We start from the raw sequence: 23,723 nt of genomic DNA on the forward strand, positions 1-23,723 counted from the left end.
AATTATTTAGCTTGGGCTAAATCTGGTCTTAATTTCACTGCATCATTTAAATACAAGTGCTGTACATCTTTTTGCGCCACTTCCACATTAGCATGTATTAATACACGGATACATAATGGAAGCGCGCCCGGCACATCCATTTCATGCATGCACATTACAGGAACATACTGCCAACCTTCCATTAATCGCACTGCACGTGCTGGGAACGCTGATGTAATATCAGGCGTAGTGGAAATGACGATAGAGGCAATATCATCTACCTCAACATTATTTACTGCTACAACTTCTCGTACTAATCTTGCTGTCTCATCCCATACAAGCTCCGGCTTGTCCGATTCAATTGTAATCGCACCTCTTAGTCCACGAATCATACAAGCACCTCCGCTAATAGCTGTCGGAACTCGGCATCTACTTCTTTGCACTCCGTTAAGTCAATCGGTTGCACAAACGGCTCCCCAATTTTTGTCAGTAGCACAAATTGTAACACACCATACTCCGCTTTTTTATCTTTTAGTAAATACTCTGTTAATTGTTCAAATGAATAGTCGTTCACCGCTTCAAATGGATAACCATTTTTCACCGCAAAGTGTAAAAATGCAGTTGTGAAGTCGCGATCTAACTCTCCATATCTTTCACTTAATAATAAGCAGTACACAAGACCAATCATCACTGCTTCACCATGTGCTACTTTCCCATAACCCGCAGCAGCTTCAATGGCATGACCATATGTATGGCCTAAATTTAAGTATTTGCGTACCGATTGCTCTGTTTCATCTTCTGACACAATTTTCGCCTTCACTTCTATACCAGCCTTTAGCTGCTTTGCCAATTCGTCTGTGTTGAAATGAATTACTGTATCTGCTGTCATCAATTCTTGTAGCCATGCTGCATTTGAAATCATCGCGTGCTTAATGACCTCTGCCGTTCCTGATCGTACCTCACGTTCAGGTAAAGTTTCCGTAAAGACGGTATCGTAAATAACGCCCTCTGGCTGATAAAAGGCACCAATCATATTTTTGCCCAACGGATGATTAATCGCCGTTTTGCCTCCAACTGCAGAGTCATGGGCTAAAATTGTCGTTGGGATTTGAATAAATGGCACACCACGCATATATGTCGCAGCAACAAAGCCTGTCAAATCGCCAACTGCTCCTCCACCTAAAGCAAAAATGAATGATTTCCGTGAACATTTTTGTTCCAATAAGAAAGTTTGCGCTGCATTGTATTGTTCAAAAGTTTTACATGCCTCGCCACCTGGTAGCACAAAAACTTCAAAGTCATAGGGGAAATTCGCCTTGAAATATGCCTCCTGTGCTGCCCACACATTTGCATCAGTAAAAACAATGAGCTTATCCGCTTTTTGCAGCTTGTCATCAAACGATTTGACCGCTTCGGCTAAAAAATTATGCCCTAGTACAACATCATATTGATGCGATTTTGTCGCTACTGGTACACGCATATATCAAAACTCCTTTGTGTAACGGCGATGCTCGTCAATTTGAGCTTTTAGTTGTGGCAATTGATCGCCATGGAATTGGTCCATAATCACATTCGCTATTTCCCAGGCAATAACATGTTCCGCAACAACTGATGCTGCTGGTACGGCACAGCTATCCGAACGTTCTACACTTGCTTTGAATGGTTCTTTTGTTTCGATATCTACACTTTGTAGTGGTTTATATAATGTAGGAATTGGTTTCATGACACCACGCACGACGATCGGCATTCCTGTAGACATACCGCCCTCTAAGCCCCCTAGACGATTCGTAGCACGAGTATATCCTTCTTCTTCTGACCACATGATTTCGTCATGTACTTCCGAACCTTTACGACGGGCCATTTCGAAGCCAATCCCAAACTCAACACCTTTAAACGCATTAATAGACAGCATCGCCGCTGCTAATTTTGCGTCAAGCTTACGGTCGTAATGCACATAAGAACCGATACCTGCTGGCATGCCTTCTACGATGACTTCTACAACACCGCCGATAGAATCGCCTGCTTTTTTCGCTTCATCGATAGCCTCTACCATTTTTGCAGACGCAACAGGGTCCACACAGTAGCATGGATCTGCTTCAATAATGGCACGGATTTCATCCGCCGATTTCCCTTCAACTAAAGATGTGTCTGCCTTAATGCCAACAATTTCTGTTACATGTGACACGATTGAAATACCTAGTTCATTTAGTAATGCTTTCGCAACAGCTCCTACTGCAACACGGACAGTTGTTTCTCGTGCTGAAGATCGCTCTAAAATATTTCGCAAATCACGATGTCCGTATTTCATGCCTCCTACTAAATCTGCATGTCCTGGGCGTGGTCGTGAAATTTGACGTTTAACATCGTCTGGATTTACATCCTCTGCTAACGGTTCAGCACCCATAATTTTCGTCCAGTGTTTCCAGTCATCATTTGTAACCACAAGTGCGACAGGAGAACCAAGTGTTTGTCCATGACGAACGCCACCTACAATTTCCACTGTATCTGTTTCGATTTGCATACGGCGACCGCGGCCATGTCCTCCTTGGCGACGTTTTAAATCATGATTAATTTTTTCTGCTGTAATTGGTAAGAGTGACGGTAAGCCCTCAATAATGGTTGTTAATTGGGGTCCGTGTGATTCTCCTGCTGTTAAATAACGCATAAACGCTTTCTCCCTTCAACTCGCTAAAGTATGTATTTTTCACTATAACATATATTCTCTAAAAAAACAGTCCTTTTACAAATGTCTGAGCAATCAATTAGCCTCAGCGTAATCACGTTCAGAAATTGTATTGTACAGCAATATTCACACCTTTAAAATATATGATACTACCCTATTAAATGCGAATATTCTGAACGATTTGCGTAAAAAAAGAATGTTTTGTAGTGATGAATAAAAATCGTACGCTCTTTGCTTAGGACAAGCGAAAAGCGTACGATCATCTATGTCTAATGCTTGGCAATTTATGTACATGACGTGCATCTTGTCGATTGTACGAATGCTTTTCATATTATTTACTATTTTTTCGATAGAAGAATGTATCCTCTACGTCAAATTCATAACGTGATGGATTAAATATTTGCTCCGTTGATCCAACGAATAAGATACCGTCCTGACGCAAGGCTTTACTAAAATTCGTGTAAATTTGATCTTTCGCCTCTTCAGTAAAGTAAATCATCACATTGCGACAAACGATTAAATCATAATTCGCATCGTAATTATCTTTTAGTAGATTATGTTTTTTAAATGTTACGCAGCGTTTAATTTCATCTTTGACTCTATAGAAGTTTCCTTCTTGTTCAAAATACTTTCCTTGAATATCTTTTGGCACTTCTGCTAAAGAGCGCTCTGGGTATACCCCTAGCTTGGCCTTTTGAATGACGTTCTCGTCTAAATCAGTCGCAATTATTTGTATTTGAGATAATGGGACTAATTGAGACAATACCATTGCCAATGAATAAGGTTCCTCTCCAGTCGAACACGCCGCACTCCAAATTTTCAATCGTTTATTTGATTGCAGTAACTTTGGAAATATTTTTTTCTGTAATATTTCCCAGCGTTTACCATTACGATAAAATTCCGACACATTAATCGTCATACGATCTAAAAATTCATTCATTAAATCACGGTCTTGCTCTAGTGCCTTCAGAAAATCAATGAAATTACGGTAACCCTTTTTCTCATAGAGAGAAGTTAAACGTCTTTTCATTTGTGCTTCTTTGTATAACGCTAAATCAATACCTGTTTTGCGCTTAATACCTTCTACAAATTGTTCATAATCAGACATACGGTCATCTTCCCCTCTAGCATCGTACTACCATTATAGCGGAAAATCGCCATTATCGAAATAGTGTCTTTCACACCGAATCAAGGTTCCTTCGTTAAATTTTGTTTTGCCTCTAATAGTAGCACCTTTGAATGTTCTAATTCTAGTTTCATTTTTTCAGTTTCTTGTGTATATGATTCCAGTCTTAGCTTTTCTAGCTCTACTTCTTTTTCAATTGTCTTTAATTTAATTTTTTGTCCTCTTGTACGTGCATCGGTAAATATCCCTGCTAAAGCGACCAACACCCCGCCAACAATTGCCACAATTGCAATACTCATAAATCCACTTCCTCCCATCTACAATTAAATTATACGACAAAATGATTAAATAGTTTCATTTTTCGTTTCACTATTAAAAAGGGGCTGTCTAAGAAGCCCTTCAAACAATAATGGCTATCTTCCTATATGGTAAAAATCCGCTACGCTTTCCGCGGGCAAGGCTCGCGCCGCATCAGGGCAACAAGTGTTTTTATGTGCGAAAGCGTAGCGTCAGCAAACAGGATGTTGGTCACGAAGGCGTTGTCACAGGACGTGACGACTTTAGACTTCGTTCCACTTAACGCTCCCTGCTGGGTCTCGTGCTCTTGCTTTCCCGCAGGAGTCTACGCGGATTTTTACCTTTATATCAAAAAATAGCATACTAGGAGTACTCCTAGCATACTATTTTCACTTTTGGACAGCCCCTTTGGATTTCATCATCGCAACCACACACAACGAGTTTTGAATTGTGCATAGGTGTCTCAAGATGCAGATAAGTTAGCGTATGGATGCAAAACGACTCGTCCAACTTCCAATACAAAAGGACTTTTCCTCTCACCAACTGTCTTGGTGAGATTCTTCTACTGACTGAAGTTAAACTTCTACTCGAAAATCTTTTAAATCCTCACGAAGCTTGACCTTCATGAATTTTCCAACTGACGTTTTCGGTACCTCATCTAAAAAGACCACATCATCAGGAATCCACGTTTTATGGAATTGATTGCGTAAGCTATCAATTAGCTCCTCTTTTGTAATCGTATCTTTAAACTCCGGCTTTGGCACAACACAAGCTAATGGTCGTTCGAGCCATTTTTCATGTGGAATGGCGATGACCGCCGCTTCAAATACCTTTTCATGTGACATCAATGCATTTTCAAGCTCAACTGATGAAATCCATTCGCCGCCACTCTTTATTAAATCTTTCGTGCGATCGGTAATTTTTATATAGCCGTCTGGTGTTATAACCGCGATATCACCCGTGTAGAGCCAGCCGTCCTTAAAGGCTTCTTTCGTGCGCTCATCCTTATAATATTCCGCCGCAATCCATGGACCTCTTATCGTAATTTCGCCCATTGTTTTGCCGTCCCAAGGAACCTCACCATTTTCGTTAAGAACTCGTGTTTCAATAAGTGGCATTGTAATCCCCTGTGTGACGCGAACATGCATTTTTTCGTCCGATGAATAGTCTTGCATATGCGATAAATAAGTAGACAAGCTCACGAGCGGGGATGTCTCCGTCATACCATAGCCTGTATAGTACGGAATACCGCCCTCCTCCTCAAAGCCACGAATCAGTCCCATTGGTGATGCAGAGCCACCACATACAATCGAGCGCAACGATGATAAATCACGTGGATTATTTCGTTGCTCCTGTAACACACCTAGCCAAATTGTCGGCACTCCTGCTGTTAATGTCACTTTATATTGTGCAAATAAATCGAGTAAAAGCTGCGGTGTAAACATAGGTCCCGGTAATACTTGCGTCGCTCCGAATAGGACACTGGCGAATGGCAAGCCCCATGCATTAGCATGAAACATTGGCACAACAGGTAGCACGACATCATTTTCACATACACCAATGCTATCAGAAAGTCCAGCCGCCATACTATGGAGCACAATGCTTCGATGTGTATAGACCACACCTTTTGGCATACCCGTTGTTGCACTTGTATAGCACATGCCAGCAGGTGCATTTTCATCTACATTCTCTGGAAAAGAATAATCTTCACTTGCTTCGGCAAGTATTTCCTCGTAGGATAGTGCGTTCGGTAATGGCACACTATCTAACGCTACATTATCCCCCATCACAATAAAATGCTTTACTGTTGTGAGTTGTGAAGCAATCGGTGCAAGCAGTGGTACTAAATTATCATCAATTAGTAAAATTTCATCCTCTGCATGATTAATGACATAGGCGATATGCTCAGGTGTCATTCGAATATTGATCATGTGCAACACGGCTCCTGCACATGGTACGGCAAAATAAGCCTCTAAATGACGATGATGGTTCCATGCAAAGGTGCCAACCTTCGTGCCACGTGCCATCCCAATTTTCGTGAGGGCATCTGCTAATTTACGCGTACGTTTTACATATTCTTTGTAGGTAAACTCGTGGATCGTTGTAGGGCTTGTACGAGAATAGATCTTCTTTGCATGAAAATAACGCTCTGCTCGGTTCAAAAAACTCGTGAGTAATAAAGGTGTGTCCATCATATGCATATGATCGCTCCATTTCATTTATAAGTTTTGAAACGTCCCAGGATGATTGCTGCTACAAACCGATATTTTTGGCAATAATCGTTTTCATGATTTCATTTGTACCTGCGTAAATCGATGTAACAAGTCTATCTCGATATCTTCTAGCAATCTTATACTCTTCCATATAGCCATAGCCACCGTGAAGCTGCATACATTGTGCAGTCACCTGTCTTGCATTTTCTGTAAGCCAATATCTCGCCATAGACCCCTGGTGACAATATCCTTCTCCTTATATCAATGTAGGGCTCTGTATGCTTTTGTAAAAATTTACGCACCGTTGCACGGAAAAGTACATGTTCCTCCGTTTCAAAACGATACCTCATCAGCGCCCTTCCTTATTTTGGCTGCATTCGAATAGCGCCGTCTAAGCGAATGACTTCACCATTTAACATACAGTTATGAATGATGCTTTCCACAAGTAATGCATATTCATATGGCTTACCGAGGCGTTTTGGAAATGGTGTCATCGCTCCAAGCGCTGTTCTTGCTTGCTCTGGTAATGTTGCAAACATCGGCGTATCAATTAATCCTGGTGCAATTGTCATTACACGTACACCAATATCCGCAAGCTCGCGCGCAATTGGTAATGTCATCGCCGCTACACCACCTTTAGAAGCACTATAAGCAGCCTGTCCAATTTGCCCGTCAAAAGCCGCTACAGATGCAGTATTAATAATGACTCCTCGTTGACCATCAGTATCGGGCTCATTATGCTCCATTTTTTCAGCGGCAAGTCGAATAACATTAAACGTCCCAATTAAATTGACAGAAATGACCTTTTCAAACATATCGAGTGCATGCACACCACGCTTGGAGAGTACTTTACTCGCATTGGCAATCCCTGCACAGTTAACTGCAACATTAATGAAGCCGAATGCTGCTATCGCCTGCTCAAGCCCTGCTGAAACATCCACCTCTTTTGAGACATCAACACGTGCATATTGAACATTTCCACCTAGCTCCTGGACGAGTGCATTTGCACGCTCATCATTCACATCAAAAATAATTGCCTTTCCGCCATCTTCCACAATTTTTCGGACTACTGCTTCTCCTAAACCTGACGCGCCACCCGTAACAACAGCTACTACCTCATGTAGTTTCATCAAACACAACTCCTTTACAGTTTTTCTATAATAGTGGCATTTGCCATTCCCATACCTTCACAAATTGCTAACAGGCCATAGCGCAGATTTTCCCGTTCCATACGATATAGCATCGTTGTTAACAGCTTTGTGCCGGTTGCACCTAGTGGATGCCCAAGTGCAATGGCTCCCCCATCAGGATTTAACTTTTTTGGATTTGCCCCAATTTCATGGAGCCATGCAAGCGGTACAGGCGCGAAGGCTTCATTCACCTCATACGTATCAATATCATCAATTGTCAGTCCTGCCCGTTCAAGTGCTCGTCTAGTAGCTTCAATTGGTCCAGTTAGCATAAGTGTAGGGTCTGAACCAACCACAACTCGCGTGACAATTTTGGCAAGCGGTCGAATACCAAGCTCTTGTGCTTTTTCTAACGACATGACTACCACAGCGGATGCACCATCGCTCATTTGGCTAGCATTACCCGCTGTTATTACCCCATCCTCCTGGAAGACCGTTTTTAGCCCATTTAATATGTCCACCGTTGTTTCAACCCGAGGCCCCTCATCGACCTCAAACACTGTTACCGTACCGTCCTCTTGGGTCACTTTAACAGGCATTATTTCCTCCTCAAAACGACCTGCTTCAATCGCAGCTAGCGCTCGTCTGTGACTGTTGAATGAATAGTCATTCAATGTCTCCTTCGTAAGTCCCCATTTCTCTGCCATTTTTTCAGCTGATAGGCCTTGATGAATAATGATATGGTTTTCTTGTAAGCGATTTCCTTTATGGGCATCGTCCATATTGGAAAACATCGGCACACGAGTCATACTCTCTACACCGCCAGCAATAACAACATCCATATCCCCTGCTAAGATAGCTTGCGCTGCAAAATGCACCGCCTGTTGACTCGAGCCACATTGACGGTCAATGGTTACTCCTGGTACCGTCTCGGGAAAGCCTGCCATCAGCAATGCCGTTCGTGCAATATTGGCTCCTTGTTCACCTGTTTGCGTGACACAGCCCAAAATAACATCTTCCACCTGCCCCTTATCAAGACCTGCACGACGAACAGCTTCCTGCAATATGTCCGCTGCTAAATCATCTGCACGTACACCCTTTAATGCCCCTTTTCTTCTCCCGATCGCTGTACGAACAGCTGCTACAATCACAACTTCTCTCATAAAAAATCCCCTTTACTGTATCGTTTCGCGTAAATGATATTTCAATATTTTCCCCGATGCATTTCGTGGAAGTGTCTCCACATAGAAAAATTTCCGTGGCACTTTATAGCCAGCTAGGCTTTTACGGCAATATTGTTGAAGTTCGCCCTCATTTACTGTTTCACCTGGTTTCGCTACAATTACTGCAGCTACAACCTCACCCCATTGTTCATCAGGCACACCGATTGTCGCCGCTTCAAGCACCTGGGGATGACCATTGATTACTTGTTCTACTTCGATAGAGTAAACGTTTTCTCCTCCCGAAATAATCATATCTTTTTTACGATCGACCACTGTAATAAAGCCTTCTTCATCAATTGTTGCTAAATCACCTGTTAACAACCAACCATTCACAAAGGTTTTTTTGGTATCCTCTGGTTTTTTATAGTATTCCTTCATTAAAGTAGCACCACGAAGAGTTAATTCACCAATTTCCCCTGGTACAACATCCACCATCTGCTCATTTACAACACGTGCATTTGTAAGTGGCATCGACTTTCCGCCTGCCCCAAGTTTCGTTTTATGTTGCTCTGGTGATAAAAAGATACCTCCAGGACCGGCTTCAGTAAGACCACAATAATTATAAAACTGATTTGTACCGAAATATGCCATCGATTGTTCTACAAGTGTCGGTGACATTGGTGCAGCACCATAAGCACAAAAACGAATAGAGGATAAATCAAAGGACTTCTCTGGCACTTGTAAAATAGCATTATACATAGCTGAGACACCAAAGAACGCTGTTACTTTATGCTTTTCAATTGCCTTTAAAGCTTCCACAGGATGGAAGTCACGTTGTACAACCAACGTTCCTCCAGTTAACATCGTCGTAAGGAAAATCAGATTCATTCCTGCAGAATGGAATATTGGTGCAACTAAAAGATAGCAATCTTCCTCTTCTAATCTTGCAATTTGATTGTAGGCAACATTCACATTTAATATCGTATTATGATCAAATAGCGCCCCTTTTGGTTTGCCGGTTGTACCGGATGTATATAAAATCTCTGCATCATCAAGCGGTGCAATAGTAACACCTGGTTCATCAATATTGTTTGTACGCAATTCTCGGAATGATAGGAGACCTTCCGTAAAGGTTTCTGGTGTAATAGCAATAGTTATTGATAAAGCTAACGAGGCACAGGCTTCTTTACAAACATCCTCCAACTCTGCATCTGCTAGTACTAAAACACTGTCTGATTGGCCCAAAATATAACTTAGCTCCGTTGCAGTTAAGCGAAAATTGATAGGGACAAGAACGGCACCAACTTTCCAAACCGCATAGGCAGCAATGATAAAATCATCGGAGTTTTTCATAAAGACTGCGATTTTATCGCCCTTTTTAATTCCATGTGCTATTAATCCATTTGCATAGCAATTGACTTCCTCATTCAATGACTGATACGTATACTCTTTTTCTTGATAAACTAAACAAACTTTTTGTGGCGTTCGATGTGCATGTAACATTAATGGTGTTGTTAAATTCATGATATCCCACCTTCTAAAATTTAGTTTATCCCAGTAATTATTGTACAATAAACTAAATTTTCTAACAATAACAAAAATTGATGTCACTTTATGAAGTATGACAAGCCATTTAACAGCACAAAAAAGAAGCTGCCCAAATTTTAGACAGCTTCCAATTTTATTAATAGTTTTCGTTATAATTAAACTAAATCTTCACCGAAGAATAAGCCGATTTCACGCTCTACAGAAGCAAGTGAATCTGAGAAACAGCCCAAACTGTTTCATTTTCTCACCCATTAACATTCACCTTTCTCTGTTTAAGCGAATTAGCAACAAGCTTTTTTCTATTTTATTACTATGTTACCATATAAAGATATAAAGAAATATATATTTTCAGGAGGAATACATATGAAATGTAATAAAACGGGAATACTACTATTAATAAGTTTACTCTCTATCTTACTTTTATCTGCTTGTAGTAAAGAAAACGAGACAGGTTTCGATGATCAATTTGTCGCTGATTTAAGAGAATATATTAAAGTAGAATGGGAATATAAAAACATAGAAGAAAAAAATATTATTAGTTTGATTAATTTACATCAATCTCAATCACATTCATGGCTAAATTCTAGCGATGAAATAAAAGAATCCCTTGCACAACAGCTAGTATTTTATGAAGATGCAACAAATTATTCAGATATAAAAATAGATTTCAATCCTAAAACAAGTTCACCAGAAGAAAAAGAAGTCTTAGATGCAATAGATGATTTTGAAACAAAAAAACTCTCTCATTACACCCCAACAACTAGTTTAGTCGATGCAACAAGTCAAGGTTATATTCAAAACGCTAAAGAAGAGTATGAGAATTCTTTAAGTGAAATAAATGAATCATGGGATAATATTAAAACTCTTTCAGAAAAATATAGTTTAAATATCTTCGGAGAAGAGGAATGAACCTATATTTTTTAAATTAATATATATCTTATTAAGCCCTACCTGTTAAATAATGTGTAGGGCTACTTCATCACCTAAATCGTAATAAATTTCAAATTTAAACATTTCATAATCACAACTTTCAACATCTTTAGTTTTATTCTTACGTTCTTTTAATAACACATCGTTTTAAAAAAACGTCTAAATAGTCATTGTCTCTCTGTGAAACAATTTGTAATGTGATTTCTTTTCACTCAAATCCACTTATATGATTCAACTCATATAACACCTACCTTCCACAGATAATCAAGGAGGGCAATATAAAACATCCTAACCAAAAGAGTAAGTTGTCAAAGTTGATTTTTGGTAAGTATAATTTCAGGTTATTCATATCCTATTTCATCTTCCAACACTTGTAGATTAGCTATTGCGTCTACCATTTTTTCATTACTAATTTGCATTTGCTCCACTACAATATGTGTAGCATCTTCTGCACCAGTTGAAGTTCTCATTACTGCATACATCGCATTTCCTCTAGCAAGAGCCGCTTCTTGCAATGGATATAAAACTTCTTCTCTAATGCTTTCCCAATACGATGAAGACATTTGCATGTACTCAGTTTCTTTAAGTACGCTACTTGACAACAATTGATACTTCGAACTAATATCAATTAACTCTTGTGAATACAAATTTGGATATAAATCTACTTGATCACTGATGGCTTCAAATTCCGACCATAATAAATCATAATCATGTGTGAATCGCTCTATTCCAGCTTTAAAAACAATAAACTCTTCTTTCATAACTTTTTCTGAACTACTTTGTACTGTGTTATTTTCATTTACGTTCGATGCATTAATTGCTTCATCTACATTAGTTGTATTATTTTTTGAATGCGGGATTGGTTCTTTATAATCCTTATAAGCGCTAAAAGCTAAATACGTTGTTCCTCCTGCTATAACAAACAAAATCACCACAAGGATCGGTAATAATTTTTTCAAGCAAAAATCCCCTTTCTATTTCTCATTATATTACTACAAGCACATTTAAAAGGAAAATAAAGGAGGTAAAATAATAAATACTATGTAGTTCTATAATATTCAAAATTACTCATCCTGTGTGATTAGAACAAGTACGGTAATCTGTTAAAGCAACATATCATCAATTAATGTAAACTACCGCCCCTTTATTTTCTTGAAGCGGTACATGATATATACATAGCTCTCTAGTAATCACAACAATTCATACGAATACTTTAACTTATAGAAGGGAACTATTCATTAATACCTTTAAAGTCATTCTACAAAAACTGTATGATACTTAAAACGTATGTTTAGTATCCATTCACACTATAAAATGATTCTTTTAATAGTAGATTCTAAAATCCTATTAAATCAACGCGTTCCGCTTCTGTAGAAAAATAAAAAAAGAGTGCTGCATCATCTGCATACACCCTAATTTGCTTATAAAACTATCGAAACAATTTGCTGTACAATATGTGCTTTCATCTCTGCATTAAACATGTTAATTAGTTAAAAATTTTTAGCATCTCTCGATAAACTAATACTCATTGTGTAGCTAAAATTACAATTGACTGCTGATAGATTAATTATTAATTAAATCATGCTCACGATCAACTACTAAATAAAAATGTGTTGGATCAGTTATTGATTGAGTGTGCGCTGGTACATTAATTTGATATGTCTGCATGTTCATTCTCCTTTAGTTTAATTTTTAGATGGAACAAGTGCGACGATAGAATGCTACACTCGATAATTTTATTTATTGTGCTGACTGTATTTTACGTTTATTGATTTCTTTGTACAGTTTACCTTGTGAGATACCAACTTGTGCCATAATCTCTTTTACACTTTAATCTCCGCTATCATACAATTTCAATGCAGTTTTAACCTTATCATTATCTAACTTTGGTCTACCTAGTTGTACACCACTTGCTTTAACAGCTTGTAGATAAGTGCTATTCACAAATGAGAATGACAAAAAAGAGTAGTTGGAATTACTCCTTCTACTCTTCATCTGTTTTAGTTATCATATTATTTCGGTTCTGTTAAGTCATCTACATACTTCCAAGTCGATTTAAATTCAGTATCTCCTAATAAATTTTCAGCAAAATCAAAAAGTTCTTGTCTTTCTTCGCTATCTGCTCTATCTGAGGATACAATGACATCGCTCATCTTAAATGGATTTTCTAATTCGGTCATGTCATCATTCGTAAATTCTAGTCTTCTCATTATACCACCTGAATCTTCTTGTCCATCTACTATTATTTCGATCCACTTTTCCTTTTCGTTAGTTGAAGATATTTTGTAATCCGATATAGATTTCGTACCTCCTGCAACCGTAATAACTTTTTCTTTGCTTATGTAATAATGAGTATCTTCAAATTCTGGATCATCTGACTCTGAAACCCAATGACCAAAAATTGCAGTTTCAACACTGGCAATATCTCTTCCTCCACCGCAAGCAGTTAGTAAAGCAGCTGTCATAACTAAAAAAAGTAATAAACTTCTCTTCAACAAAATAATCCCTCCACCAATAGTATACATACGGATGAATAGTACCATATATTCAATAAAAAGTAATTAAAATTTAAAGATATCATTCAAAATTATACTAATTTGCAAATTAAATATAGCGTTAAGGACTTCGGTTAAGTGCAAATTGCTTGCCTAAATCTACAACTAAAAAATAAAAACATAGACATAGACAAGCATTTTAGTTTCATCAATCCGTCATTTAAAGTATCAGTAATGTATGCCTTGTCAAAATGCTCTATCTCGAGTAAATCATTTATTTCCTCTCCCCTTTCCCCAAAAACGAATTGTCATTCGTTACACGCCCTTCTACATACGTTTAAATGCATATCCTACTGTTAATGGTGGTTCTTTTTATTTGGTTATAAAAAATCACGTAAATTCTTTGCTACTGTATCAGCATCTAATTCTAAATACCTTGTGGTTGTTGATAAATCTGAATGACCCAATGCGTGAGATACCAAATTTATATCTGATCCACGTTTCACTAATTCTGGGCGTATAATCTACGAATTGAATGAGGATCCACATTTGCAAAATTTCATCTCTTACTATATCCCCACAAATTTTTACTTATCAAATTAAAGGGAGAGACAGTGTTTGAAATTAGCACTCCAATATTTGAAAGAAAAATATAATCATTCTTTTCTTTGTATTCTTTTTTAATTTGGTCATTGATATTAATTAACTCTTTTAACAAAGTACACATCTCATCATCTAAAGAAAGTATTAATGATCTATGCGACTTCATTATTTCCCCTGACAAAGTTAAAAGCTTATTGTCAAAGTCGATATTTTTCATTCTTAATTCATCTAACGTTTTAATTCGGATTCCCGACTTGTAAATCACGAATACCGCTATAAGTCGTTTTATCTTCACTGTTGATTCAATATTTTTAGAGTTGTTCAATTTTAATATTTCTTTTATCAGCTATTTCAAAGTAACCAGTATTAAACAGATTGTCATTTGTTTGATTTGATTCATTTTGTTCTTCCTCAGTTTTTATTGAAAGAAGTCGTAAATCAATGTTCGAATTAACTTTATTGAATGATTTTGACAAACAAAAAACCCCCTAACATTTTTTTGTTAGAAGGTAAAAGTTACATCGAAAAATCGATGATTTTTTTATTTAGTTCTATTCGTAGTTTTTTCGCTACTCTACTTTAGTTATAAAATTAAGCTAAATCTTCACCGAAGAATAAACCAATTTCACGCTCTGCAGAAGCAAGAGAGTCAGAACCGTGGATAATGTTGTGAGATACAGTTGTTGCATAGTCACCACGGATTGTACCTGGGTTAGATTCTTCTGGTTTAGTTGCTCCCATCATTGTACGAGCAAGTTTGATAACGTTTTCGCCTTCCCATACCATAGCGAAAACTGGACCAGAAGTGATGAATTCTACTAATTCACCGAAGAATGGGCGTTCAGAATGCTCAGCATAGTGTTTCTCTGCTAATTCTTGTGGAATTACCATTAATTTAGCGCCTTTCATTTCAAAACCGCGACGTTCAAAACGATCAACGATGTCACCTACTACTTGACGGTTTACGCCATCTGGCTTAACCATTAAAAAAGTTTGTTCAATTGCCATGTTTAAAACACTCCTTAAATTCGTCTAACAGGTTTTACACCTACCGATAAATATTAACAAAAAATGAGCATTTGTACAACAAAAAGCTAGAATTTACGCTTACCCATGAATAAAGCGATGTCTCGTAACTTTTTCTTTACAGGATGTTTTGGTAATGCATCTATTTCTTGCAATGCTTTTTTCAAATATTTATCGCTCATTTTATTAGCTTGTGCAATTGCATCAGATTTACGCACATAATGCAACATTTTTTGACGTTCAGGCTCCGTTAACGTACCTGCAAACACTTTCGCTAAATAAGGTTGCATCTGTGGATCATCTTTTAACAATAAAATCGGCAATGTAATGTTACCTTGCAATAAATCACTACCTGCAGGCTTCCCTAATTCTTTATCTGTTGCCATGATATCTAAAACATCATCAATAATTTGGAAGCTCATGCCAACAAAATAGCCAAAGCGTTTTAAATGGCTCACCGTTTTTGCATCAACGCCTGCTGCCACTGCACCAAGCTCACAACTCGAAGAAATCAGCAAAGCCGTTTTTCGTTTAATACGTCTGAAATAATCTTTTAAGCCCTGATCCAATCTAAATTTATCTTCAATTTGAATGACTTCACCGTTACAAATTTCCACCATCGTACGTGCCAAAATTTGATGCACAAGTGGGTCTTCGAGCTTCGTAATATATTCAAGTGCACGTGCAAAAATAAAATCGCCCGTGTACATCGCTACTCTGTTATTCCATTGCGATTTGACAGTTGGACGTCCTCTTCGCATATCGGAATCATCAATCACATCATCATGCACTAGTGACGCCATGTGAATGAGCTCTAGAGGCACAGCCACATCTTTCATCTTTTCGATATTATAATCGCCAAATTTCGCGCCAAGCAACACAAAAATTGGTCGTATCCGTTTGCCACCAGCTTGTAATAAATGGAGAGAAGCATCATTAATCAAATGTGAAGACGAGTTCACCGCTGTTTCTAATTCTTGTTCGATGATTTCTATATCTGATTTCAAATCGGAATAGAGTAGTTTTAACTTCATCTTTTCCACGCGTGAAAACCTTCCCCCATTAACGTACTTTTTTAAAGCCCATATGCATTGCCGCAGCACCACCACTGTATGCTTTGTACGTTACTTTTTCTAAACCTGCCTGTCCAAACATTGCCGCTAACTTCTTCATGCCTGGGAAATCATTTGCGGATTCCTGTAACCAAGAATATTCTTTATAACTTTTCGCAAACATCTTACCGAATATCGGCATGATATATTTAAAATAAAATCGGAATAGTTGTCGATAACCTGGGATTTCAGATTGCGATGTCTCTAAACAAACAACCACTCCGCCTGGTTTTACGACACGATGCATTTCTTTTAACACTTGTAAATAATCTGGTACATTACGAAGCCCAAAACCAATCGTCACATAATCAAATGTGTCGTCCGGGAACGGTAATTCCATTGCATTCCCTTGTATAAGTTCAATTTGCGGATATGGTATTACTTTTTGTTCTCCGACTTTCAGCATGTTTTTACTGAAATCTAAACCCTTTACTTCACCTTGTTCTCCAACTGCCTCTGCTAAGGCGATTGTCCAATCTGCCGTACCACAACAAACATCCAAAGCTTTCGAGCCAGGTTTTACGGCCATACGCTTCATCGTATCATTGCGCCAGCCTACATGCATCTGGAAGCTGATAACACCATTCATTTTGTCATAGCTTTCCGAAATGCTTTCAAATACTTCGTGTACGTGCTCTTCTTTCGATTTAGCCATTTTTAAAACCCCTCTTATCCGTTAGTAGAGGCGATGGATGCCTCTACGCGCGCTTGTAGAGCTTGTTTCACATCACTATGTAAAAATGATGCTTGGTCTAAAAACTGCAACAACTCTGTTTTTAAGCGCACAATCTTGTCTTGCATAACGCTGTTGTAGGTCGCGCCTGCCTGTTTCGCACTTTGTTCAAGCACTTTACTCATTAAGGATACCTGTCCACGTTGGTAAGAAAGCCATTCTCTTTCCAAGCGTAAAATTAATAAACTCTTTTCTATAATCGGTTCATATTCATTAAATGCGTAGAGCTTAAAAAACTGCGCGATTAAACCTGATTCAATATTGCTTATTGAAGAAAACCATTGCTCAACCGTACGCTTTTCAGCCTCATACACTTTAATTTGATGCTCGCAACGCGACACAATACCTTGTGACAAATTTCGTATCAATGCGACATTTCCCGACATCGCCAAAATCTCATAATAACGACCACTATAAAAGTCCCCAGCCAATACGGTTAACTGCTGTTCTTTTGAAGTGGCATCTAATTCTTTTATATGATCGTGAGCCGCTAGGGCTGCGTACACAATTCCAACAGTAGTTGCAGCTTCTCTTTGCTCTTGTTGCCACTCTTCACCATTCAAAAAGGGAACTAACAAGTAAAACAATTGATTTTCATCGAGCACAGGCACCCCTGTGTATTTTTGCAAAGTTCTATGACGAACATCCATGAAAATCTCTGTTTTTAACTGTGCAATTGAATTTTGAATGTATGTTGCATTCATAGACCTTACTCCATTTCACTTTCGAATACGTTATTCATTTTCATGAGATAACGCTTGCTTACTGAGTCATTATAGCATAAGCAACGATTCGGAATAAAAAGTTTTTGCTTACCAGCATTAACGGGCAGTAGGACTCCCACCACAGAGATGCTGAGAAAAAATGGTAGGAAATCCAACTGCCCGTATATCCGGATGAAAGAACACATACTAGTTTTCACTTTTTGTTGTATCGTATGTGTGACCTCCGCCTGCGGGTCCCACCTAATCAGCCATTGAAATCCATGCACGACTGCAATATTACACGCCCATTGTGCGTTTGATTCCATGGATGAAAGGTATCTTTACAATGCTACATTACTTTTTCCCTTCACTATGGATGACACCATGTGCTGTATGGATTTGTGCTTTGCCGCGAATCTTCATAGCAGATGTATGCTCTGTAAATTGAGCAATCATTACTTCACCCGCATCTAATTTTTCAGAATGATGGAATTTTGTATCCGTCCCACGTGTTAAGCCAATCACATGCACGCCATCTTCTTCTGCCTGTATAACTATATAATCTTGTGCCATCGTCTGTACACTCCTTAAATCCGACAAATTCTTAGTACATCATAACACAATTAGACATGCAATTTAAGACATTTGAATAAATGACAAGACTTCTCTTCGTTTCACTTCATCTTCTTGGTAAATCCCACGCGCCACAGAAGTCACTGTTTTCGAACCTGGCTTTTTAAGTCCTCGCATCGTCATACACATATGTTCTGCTTCAATGACTACATAAACGCCCTTTGGTGATAGCATTTCCATAATCGTATCGGCCACAGATGACGTAATACGCTCCTGTAGCTGCGGACGACGGGCAATCGTCTCTACTGCGCGACCTAACTTACTAAGCCCCGCTACAATGCCATCGTTTGGTATGTAAGCTACATGTGCTTTTCCGTAAAACGGCACCAGGTGATGTTCGCACATAGAATAAAACGGAATGTCTTTTACAAGTACTAATTCCTCATGATCCTCATGGAAAACTGTTTTAAAATAATCCTTTGCATCCTCATGTAAGCCACTAAACATTTCTGCGTACATTTTTGCAACACGCTTTGGCGTATCAAGTAGCCCTTCACGGTTTACATCCTCACCAACCGCTTCTAAAATCATCTTAACTGCTTCTTCTATTTTCAATAAATCAACATTCGACATCCGTAAAAACCCTCCTGCATATCAAAACATTACACATTTCTCTTTGCATCGTAGCATATCCAAAAGGTAAGCGCAAAATGACTTACCTGATTCACAACAAAATCAACATATCTTAATCAACGTGTAGCACTCTATGTATACATCCACTCATCAAAAAGAGCAGCCTTCATGTTCGTTTACATGAAGACTGCTCTATGTAACTGATAGACGTGTATTATTTTACAGCATCTTTAAGCGCTTTACCTGGTTTGAAAGCAGGTACCTTGCTAGCAGCGATTTCGATTTCTTTACCTGTTTGTGGGTTACGACCTTTACGAGCCGCACGTTCACGTACTTCAAAGTTACCAAAACCGATTAATTGTACTTTGTCACCCTTTGCAAGAGCATCTTGAATTGTATCAAATACAGCTTCAACTGCTTTAGAAGCGTCTTTTTTAGAAAGACCTGCAGCTTCAGCAACAGAGTTTACTAATTCTGTTTTATTCACACCATTCACCTCCTCTCAAAGGGTCATGAATCAATTCTGTAAAAAGAGTAACACATAGAAAACCGCGACGCAACTGTATTCATCTATGATTATAGCCAAAAAAGCAATTTTTCACCCAAAATACGAAAATAAAAGGACTTTTCGCATAAAAACGAAAAGCCCTAAGATATTTTTCTGCGCTTTATTTTCCTTTTTTTTACTATAAAATAAATGTCACTAAGCCTCTTTCACCTTCATTTACCATACGTTCAATTGTTTGACGCATACGTTTTTTAGCTGTATGTGGCACAGCATTCATTTTATAGCGAATTCCTTCTTTTAACACTTCATGCAGCGGTGTACCAAAAAGCTGTGTTTGCCATAGTGCATCACGATCATGTAAATACGCATGATTTAAATCCTTAAGTAACTGTTGACTATGGAACTCCGAGCCAATTAGCGGCGCAAATTCAGATTCCATATCAACCCGAATAATATGATAAGATGGTGCTTTTGCCCTCATACGCACACCGTAGAAATTATTTTGTTTAATCAGTTCTGGTGCTGTAGGCTCAAATTCCTGCATCATCGGCAATGTGACGCCATAACCACTCTTATCTGCTTCGTTAATGGCTTCTTTAAAGCGTTTTTGAGCTTCTTTTGCCTCCGCAGCTTCTTTAATAAATAGCAGCCAATCTCGCTTCGTCTCAATCGGCTCATCTAGCCATTCATTGCAAACTGCTTTATACAGTTCACCTTGCAAGGAAACTCGAATAACGGCTGTACCTATTCCGGAATCCACATGCACCACTTCACTTTGATCAATAAAATCGATGGCTTTAAAAGCATCGGAAGCCTGTTGTACATCTCGAATCTTCATCACAGATGACAGCACTTCTTCCATCGAATCGATAAGAGCCACATTTAATGGATGCGTCGCATCTAAAACGTCTAACCAATCTGGTTTCTCTACTTCAATTGTACGTATCGGAAATTCGAAAAGTGCCTCTTGTAAAATATACTGAATATCTGATGCACGCATTTGATCGATTGATATCGCAATCACTGGCACATTATAGCGTTCAAATAATTCGTTACGTAGCTGTACGGTTTCTTCCCGTGCTGGCATTTGGCAGTTTAACACGATGACAAATGGCTTACCAATATCCTTTAGCTGCGCTACTATTTCCTCTTCCGCCTTTTCTGCGGCATGACGCGCAATACCATTTACCGTACCGTCTGTTGTCACTACAATACCGATATTCGCATGATCACGTATGACCTTATCTGTACCAATTTTCGCTGCTTCCTGGAAAGGAATTGGTTCTGTGTGCCAAGGTGTATGCACAAACTTTGGACCGTTCTCATCCTCATAGCCCTTTGTACCATCAATGACATAACCGACGCAGTCTGCTAAACGAATTTGGAATGACATTTCATCTTCACCGACCGCAATCCTTGTTGCTTGGGCAGGCACAAACTTCGGCTCAGCAGTCATGATGACTGGGCCTGGCGAGCTTTGTGGCAGCTCGTCCTGTGCTCGCATTCTTTCTGTATTATCCACAATATTCGGTAACACTACCGCTTCCATTACTTTTTTTACAAATGTTGATTTACCTACACGTACTGGACCGACAACACCAATATAAACATCGCCATTTGTGCGCTCTGCAATTTCTTTAAATACTGCTTCACTCAAGGTTTCTGCCTCCTTTATCTACGCTTTTTCACTATATGCGAGCAGGCAAATAAATATGAAAAAGCTCCCTACAATTTGTGTAAGGAGCTGTCAATTACTTTGATTCAGTTTCTTTCTCTTGTGTCGCTTCTGTGTCGTCCAGCGCTTTTTGTCTGTCAGCTTTATAAGCTTCCATCATAAACGTTGGTTCTCCCTTTTCATCTACTGTATATGGCACAGAATAGGCAGGTACCACCGGATATTTATCGACAAGTAACTGACGAATATCATCACCTGGTTTCACATCAGGCTTGTCTTCTTTTAATAATTGATTTAAATCAATTGAGTAGTCTACATGCATTTCGCCATCACCAGTCATAAAAATTGGTAATTCTGCATTTGAATAGGGACTTTTCACGGTTACTTCAGATTTATAGCCTAATTTTTCAAAGTTTATGTGATACACATTATCAGAAATTGAGTCCTTTATCGGCATATATTTCAAGCCAATTTTGCGAATATTCAACTCTCGCATGCGCTCCGCGGAGTTTAAATCTACTAATTTTACTTCAGCCGTATTCTCGGGATCCCAAATAATATATTGGTAGTTGCCACCTTTTTCATAAGCATTCCCTGGAATTTGTGCAATATATTTTGGAATAAGCTTTTCAAAATCGATTAGATATTTTATATAAATATCTGTGTCCATATCACGGTTTTTGATTGGAACAAGGCCACCAGTTGCTTCACGATACTCATTAACAGCACGTTGCACAGCTGCGAGTTGGTCAACATCCGGCACTTTATTAGCTACTTTTTGATCTTCTGGAAAAGCACAGCCAACAAGTAGTATTGCTGCTACCGCCATCAAAAGAAAGGCACTTAGTTTTTTCATGTCATTTACTCCTCCTTGTTTTTAAGCTGGCCATGTGGCAACAATAAGTACCATTAAAAAAGTACCAAGTCCAAACAGTATGTATGCGATTAAATTTACGATTATACGAAAAAAACCATTTGAAATCTTATTTCGACCTAAATAAATTAAACCGACTGAAATAATCATAAAGGCGATACAATAAAATGATACCCACATTATATCGAGTGCAGGCATATGTGCTAACGGACCCATTCAAGACAACCACCTTTCATCAATGTCACGAGACAATCAACGTATATTATACTATGTGCTTTCGTAAAAATGAAATAGCTGTCCCATAAGTATCATTAATTTGACAACCTTTTTATCGTTGTTAAGTAGTCATCAAGCAGATAAATACGCTATTTGTAAAGAATTAATGGCCTGTCCCACAAGTCCTTCAAACAATACCCATCGTTTCCGATATGGTAAAAATCCGCTGCGCTTTTCACGGGCAATGTACGAGCTGCGGGAGTCTAAGCGGATTTTTACCTTTATATCAAAAAAATAGTATGCCATGAGTACTCCTAGCATACTATTTTTACTTTTTGGACAACACCATATTTGTGTCCATTTTAAGACGATAATCATCAAGTTTGAAAATTTACGTCCAGAATTACAATAACGTGCTAATCATTGCATCAATTCATCGATTTCACGCTTTTTCACACGCATCATTAAGGCATCGACTGCCACTTTTGGCTCAACATCATTAAAAAGTACGCCATAAAGCTCAGAAGAAATCGGCATAGCTACATCATATTTTTCCGCCAATTGATGAGCTGCCTTCGTTGTACGAACACCTTCAACCACCATGCCCATTTGATCTAATACTTCTTGTAGCTTCATGCCTTTACCTAACATATTTCCTGCGCGCCAATTCCGAGAATGCACACTTGTACATGTCACGATTAAATCACCCATGCCCGTAAGTCCTGCGAATGTAAATGGATTGCCCCCCATTTTCACGCCTAATCGCGTAATTTCAGCAAGCCCACGTGTAATTAGCGCAGCCTTGGCATTGTCACCATAGTTTAAGCCATCCGTAATACCAGCAGCTAACGCTATCACGTTTTTCAACGCGCCACCCATCTCCACGCCAATCACATCTTCATTTGTATAGACGCGGAAAAATTGATTCATAAATAGATCCTGCACCTTTTCAGCAGCCTCAATGTTGGCACAAGCAGCTGTAATCGTTGTAGGGTGATGTAAAACAACTTCCTCAGCATGACTTGGCCCAGAGAGCACAACAATTTCTTCCACAAACTCAGCTGGTAAGCTCTCCGCTAAAATTTCAGAAATACGTTTTAATGAATCAGGCTCAATTCCTTTCGATACATGAACAAATAACACCTTTTTATCAAGGGTTGCTATCATTTTTTCACATACTTCACGTATAGCCTTTGTTGGCACAGCAACAATAATTGTGTTGGAATGCGCTACCGCCTGTGCAATATCACTTGTAGCATGCAGATTCGTTGGCAGCTCCGTTTCTGGTAAATATCTTCTATTCGTATGCTGTTCATTAATTTCTTCTGCCTGATCGGCTCTATGCGTCCATACAAGCGTATCATGTCCATTTTCGGCTAGCACCATCGCAAGTGCTGACCCCCATGAGCCTGCACCTAACACACAAACTCGTTCCATTAAAAATTCCCCCTTTGTAAAAAGACGCCACCCTACATATGTAGGGTTGGCGTACTTTGTGTATG

The 23,723-nt window shown here is 38.7% G+C and carries 26 protein-coding genes and 1 pseudogene; 1 reads left to right on the top strand and 26 read right to left on the bottom strand.

The window, feature by feature from the left end:
- Nucleotides 1-2: 2 nt before the first annotated feature.
- The 10 genes and pseudogenes from aroH to ACQKII_RS10620 form a co-directional block, all read right to left on the bottom strand.
- A complete protein-coding gene (gene aroH, locus ACQKII_RS10575; protein WP_427458989.1) occupies nt 3-371 on the bottom strand; it encodes a chorismate mutase in 369 nt (122 codons plus the stop codon).
- Nucleotides 368-1,459 (bottom strand): 3-dehydroquinate synthase, encoded by a 1,092-nt coding sequence (gene aroB, locus ACQKII_RS10580; RefSeq protein WP_427458991.1) that lies wholly within the window; start codon nt 1,457-1,459, stop codon nt 368-370. Before aroB ends, aroH begins: the two co-directional genes overlap by 4 nt.
- Before the next feature lie 3 nt (nt 1,460-1,462).
- Nucleotides 1,463-2,644: a chorismate synthase gene (aroC, locus tag ACQKII_RS10585; RefSeq protein WP_427458993.1), complete on the bottom strand. Its 1,182-nt coding sequence runs from the start codon at nt 2,642-2,644 to the stop codon at nt 1,463-1,465.
- Nucleotides 2,645-2,993: 349 nt separating this feature from the next.
- Entirely contained in the window at nt 2,994-3,770 is a 777-nt protein-coding gene (locus ACQKII_RS10590) for a CheR family methyltransferase (RefSeq protein ID WP_427458995.1), read from the bottom strand.
- 80 nt (nt 3,771-3,850) lie between these two features.
- A complete protein-coding gene (locus ACQKII_RS10595) occupies nt 3,851-4,087 on the bottom strand; it encodes a hypothetical protein (RefSeq protein WP_143998004.1) in 237 nt (78 codons plus the stop codon).
- Nucleotides 4,088-4,660: 573 nt separating this feature from the next.
- Nucleotides 4,661-6,286: a long-chain fatty acid--CoA ligase gene (locus ACQKII_RS10600; RefSeq protein ID WP_427458997.1), complete on the bottom strand. Its 1,626-nt coding sequence runs from the start codon at nt 6,284-6,286 to the stop codon at nt 4,661-4,663.
- Between the two features lie 52 nt (nt 6,287-6,338).
- Nucleotides 6,339-6,533, bottom strand: a pseudogene (locus tag ACQKII_RS10605) (acyl-CoA dehydrogenase family protein); the annotation flags it as partial.
- Between the two features lie 127 nt (nt 6,534-6,660).
- Entirely contained in the window at nt 6,661-7,428 is a 768-nt protein-coding gene (locus ACQKII_RS10610) for a 3-hydroxyacyl-CoA dehydrogenase (RefSeq protein WP_427458999.1), read from the bottom strand.
- A gap of 14 nt (nt 7,429-7,442) precedes the next feature.
- Nucleotides 7,443-8,591, bottom strand: a complete 1,149-nt coding sequence (locus tag ACQKII_RS10615) for a thiolase family protein (protein WP_427459001.1) — start codon at nt 8,589-8,591, stop codon at nt 7,443-7,445.
- Nucleotides 8,592-8,603: 12 nt separating this feature from the next.
- Nucleotides 8,604-10,115: a class I adenylate-forming enzyme family protein gene (locus ACQKII_RS10620; RefSeq protein ID WP_427459003.1), complete on the bottom strand. Its 1,512-nt coding sequence runs from the start codon at nt 10,113-10,115 to the stop codon at nt 8,604-8,606.
- Between the two features lie 387 nt (nt 10,116-10,502).
- Between ACQKII_RS10620 and ACQKII_RS10625 the strand changes: the two genes are divergently transcribed.
- Complete coding sequence (locus tag ACQKII_RS10625; protein WP_427459005.1) at nt 10,503-11,048, top strand: hypothetical protein; 546 nt, start codon at nt 10,503-10,505, stop codon at nt 11,046-11,048.
- A gap of 362 nt (nt 11,049-11,410) precedes the next feature.
- Here the strand turns inward: ACQKII_RS10625 and ACQKII_RS10630 are convergent, their stop codons facing one another.
- From ACQKII_RS10630 to ACQKII_RS10705, 16 genes are all read right to left on the bottom strand, one after another.
- A complete protein-coding gene (locus tag ACQKII_RS10630) occupies nt 11,411-12,028 on the bottom strand; it encodes a hypothetical protein (RefSeq protein ID WP_427459006.1) in 618 nt (205 codons plus the stop codon).
- Between the two features lie 1,053 nt (nt 12,029-13,081).
- A complete protein-coding gene (locus ACQKII_RS10635; RefSeq protein WP_427459008.1) occupies nt 13,082-13,567 on the bottom strand; it encodes a hypothetical protein in 486 nt (161 codons plus the stop codon).
- 556 nt (nt 13,568-14,123) lie between these two features.
- Nucleotides 14,124-14,462: a tyrosine-type recombinase/integrase gene (locus ACQKII_RS10640; RefSeq protein ID WP_427459066.1), complete on the bottom strand. Its 339-nt coding sequence runs from the start codon at nt 14,460-14,462 to the stop codon at nt 14,124-14,126.
- Nucleotides 14,463-14,478: 16 nt separating this feature from the next.
- On the bottom strand, nt 14,479-14,643 hold the full coding sequence (locus tag ACQKII_RS10645) for a hypothetical protein (protein ID WP_427459011.1): 165 nt from the start codon (nt 14,641-14,643) through the stop codon (nt 14,479-14,481).
- 115 nt (nt 14,644-14,758) lie between these two features.
- Nucleotides 14,759-15,175 carry a nucleoside-diphosphate kinase gene (gene ndk / locus ACQKII_RS10650; RefSeq protein WP_427459013.1) on the bottom strand — a complete coding sequence of 139 codons (417 nt, stop codon included), beginning with the start codon at nt 15,173-15,175 and terminating at the stop codon, nt 14,759-14,761.
- 86 nt (nt 15,176-15,261) lie between these two features.
- Nucleotides 15,262-16,236 carry a heptaprenyl diphosphate synthase component II gene (gene hepT / locus ACQKII_RS10655; protein WP_427459015.1) on the bottom strand — a complete coding sequence of 325 codons (975 nt, stop codon included), beginning with the start codon at nt 16,234-16,236 and terminating at the stop codon, nt 15,262-15,264.
- A 19-nt stretch (nt 16,237-16,255) separates the two neighbouring features.
- The gene (locus ACQKII_RS10660) at nt 16,256-16,960 is read right to left on the bottom strand and encodes a demethylmenaquinone methyltransferase (protein ID WP_427459017.1); all 705 of its coding nucleotides are present in this window, start codon (nt 16,958-16,960) and stop codon (nt 16,256-16,258) included.
- A gap of 14 nt (nt 16,961-16,974) precedes the next feature.
- Complete coding sequence (locus ACQKII_RS10665) at nt 16,975-17,742, bottom strand: heptaprenyl diphosphate synthase component 1 (RefSeq protein ID WP_427459019.1); 768 nt, start codon at nt 17,740-17,742, stop codon at nt 16,975-16,977.
- Between the two features lie 354 nt (nt 17,743-18,096).
- Nucleotides 18,097-18,315, bottom strand: a complete 219-nt coding sequence (gene mtrB, locus ACQKII_RS10670; RefSeq protein ID WP_143997996.1) for a trp RNA-binding attenuation protein MtrB — start codon at nt 18,313-18,315, stop codon at nt 18,097-18,099.
- Nucleotides 18,316-18,378: 63 nt separating this feature from the next.
- Nucleotides 18,379-18,948 carry a GTP cyclohydrolase I FolE gene (folE, locus tag ACQKII_RS10675; protein WP_054768029.1) on the bottom strand — a complete coding sequence of 190 codons (570 nt, stop codon included), beginning with the start codon at nt 18,946-18,948 and terminating at the stop codon, nt 18,379-18,381.
- A 214-nt stretch (nt 18,949-19,162) separates the two neighbouring features.
- A complete protein-coding gene (locus ACQKII_RS10680) occupies nt 19,163-19,435 on the bottom strand; it encodes an HU family DNA-binding protein (RefSeq protein ID WP_004232618.1) in 273 nt (90 codons plus the stop codon).
- A 199-nt stretch (nt 19,436-19,634) separates the two neighbouring features.
- Nucleotides 19,635-21,113, bottom strand: a complete 1,479-nt coding sequence (spoIVA, locus tag ACQKII_RS10685; protein ID WP_427459021.1) for a stage IV sporulation protein A — start codon at nt 21,111-21,113, stop codon at nt 19,635-19,637.
- A 94-nt stretch (nt 21,114-21,207) separates the two neighbouring features.
- Nucleotides 21,208-21,987: a hypothetical protein gene (locus ACQKII_RS10690; protein ID WP_427459023.1), complete on the bottom strand. Its 780-nt coding sequence runs from the start codon at nt 21,985-21,987 to the stop codon at nt 21,208-21,210.
- Nucleotides 21,988-22,008: 21 nt separating this feature from the next.
- Nucleotides 22,009-22,221 (bottom strand): DUF2768 domain-containing protein, encoded by a 213-nt coding sequence (locus ACQKII_RS10695; protein ID WP_427459025.1) that lies wholly within the window; start codon nt 22,219-22,221, stop codon nt 22,009-22,011.
- A gap of 132 nt (nt 22,222-22,353) precedes the next feature.
- Nucleotides 22,354-22,527 carry a hypothetical protein gene (locus tag ACQKII_RS10700; RefSeq protein WP_427459027.1) on the bottom strand — a complete coding sequence of 58 codons (174 nt, stop codon included), beginning with the start codon at nt 22,525-22,527 and terminating at the stop codon, nt 22,354-22,356.
- Nucleotides 22,528-22,641: 114 nt separating this feature from the next.
- Nucleotides 22,642-23,658 (bottom strand): NAD(P)H-dependent glycerol-3-phosphate dehydrogenase, encoded by a 1,017-nt coding sequence (locus tag ACQKII_RS10705; protein ID WP_427459029.1) that lies wholly within the window; start codon nt 23,656-23,658, stop codon nt 22,642-22,644.
- Nucleotides 23,659-23,723: the final 65 nt, after the last annotated feature.

This window comes from Lysinibacillus sp. NPDC048646 (assembly GCF_050272295.1).
GTDB lineage: Bacteria > Bacillota > Bacilli > Bacillales_A > Planococcaceae > Lysinibacillus.

What these genes read in the sequence shown, in the direction of transcription:
- ACQKII_RS10625 (WP_427459005.1), top strand. Translation starts at nt 10,503, where the DNA reads ATGAAATGTAATAAAACGGGAATACTACTATTAATAAGTTTACTCTCT.
- ACQKII_RS10595 (WP_143998004.1), bottom strand. Translation starts at nt 4,087, where the DNA reads ATGAGTATTGCAATTGTGGCAATTGTTGGCGGGGTGTTGGTCGCTTTA.
- ACQKII_RS10615 (WP_427459001.1), bottom strand. Translation starts at nt 8,591, where the DNA reads ATGAGAGAAGTTGTGATTGTAGCAGCTGTTCGTACAGCGATCGGGAGA.
- ACQKII_RS10690 (WP_427459023.1), bottom strand. Translation starts at nt 21,987, where the DNA reads ATGAAAAAACTAAGTGCCTTTCTTTTGATGGCGGTAGCAGCAATACTA.
- aroB (WP_427458991.1), bottom strand. Translation starts at nt 1,459, where the DNA reads ATGCGTGTACCAGTAGCGACAAAATCGCATCAATATGATGTTGTACTA.
- ACQKII_RS10620 (WP_427459003.1), bottom strand. Translation starts at nt 10,115, where the DNA reads ATGAATTTAACAACACCATTAATGTTACATGCACATCGAACGCCACAA.
- ACQKII_RS10610 (WP_427458999.1), bottom strand. Translation starts at nt 7,428, where the DNA reads ATGAAACTACATGAGGTAGTAGCTGTTGTTACGGGTGGCGCGTCAGGT.
- ndk (WP_427459013.1), bottom strand. Translation starts at nt 15,175, where the DNA reads ATGGCAATTGAACAAACTTTTTTAATGGTTAAGCCAGATGGCGTAAAC.
- mtrB (WP_143997996.1), bottom strand. Translation starts at nt 18,315, where the DNA reads ATGGCACAAGATTATATAGTTATACAGGCAGAAGAAGATGGCGTGCAT.
- ACQKII_RS10600 (WP_427458997.1), bottom strand. Translation starts at nt 6,286, where the DNA reads ATGCATATGATGGACACACCTTTATTACTCACGAGTTTTTTGAACCGA.
- ACQKII_RS10700 (WP_427459027.1), bottom strand. Translation starts at nt 22,527, where the DNA reads ATGGCATACTATTTTTTTGATATAAAGGTAAAAATCCGCTTAGACTCC.
- ACQKII_RS10660 (WP_427459017.1), bottom strand. Translation starts at nt 16,960, where the DNA reads ATGGCTAAATCGAAAGAAGAGCACGTACACGAAGTATTTGAAAGCATT.
- ACQKII_RS10590 (WP_427458995.1), bottom strand. Translation starts at nt 3,770, where the DNA reads ATGTCTGATTATGAACAATTTGTAGAAGGTATTAAGCGCAAAACAGGT.
- ACQKII_RS10665 (WP_427459019.1), bottom strand. Translation starts at nt 17,742, where the DNA reads ATGAATGCAACATACATTCAAAATTCAATTGCACAGTTAAAAACAGAG.
- ACQKII_RS10695 (WP_427459025.1), bottom strand. Translation starts at nt 22,221, where the DNA reads ATGGGTCCGTTAGCACATATGCCTGCACTCGATATAATGTGGGTATCA.
- aroC (WP_427458993.1), bottom strand. Translation starts at nt 2,644, where the DNA reads ATGCGTTATTTAACAGCAGGAGAATCACACGGACCCCAATTAACAACC.
- folE (WP_054768029.1), bottom strand. Translation starts at nt 18,948, where the DNA reads ATGTCGAATGTTGATTTATTGAAAATAGAAGAAGCAGTTAAGATGATT.
- ACQKII_RS10705 (WP_427459029.1), bottom strand. Translation starts at nt 23,658, where the DNA reads ATGGAACGAGTTTGTGTGTTAGGTGCAGGCTCATGGGGGTCAGCACTT.
- aroH (WP_427458989.1), bottom strand. Translation starts at nt 371, where the DNA reads ATGATTCGTGGACTAAGAGGTGCGATTACAATTGAATCGGACAAGCCG.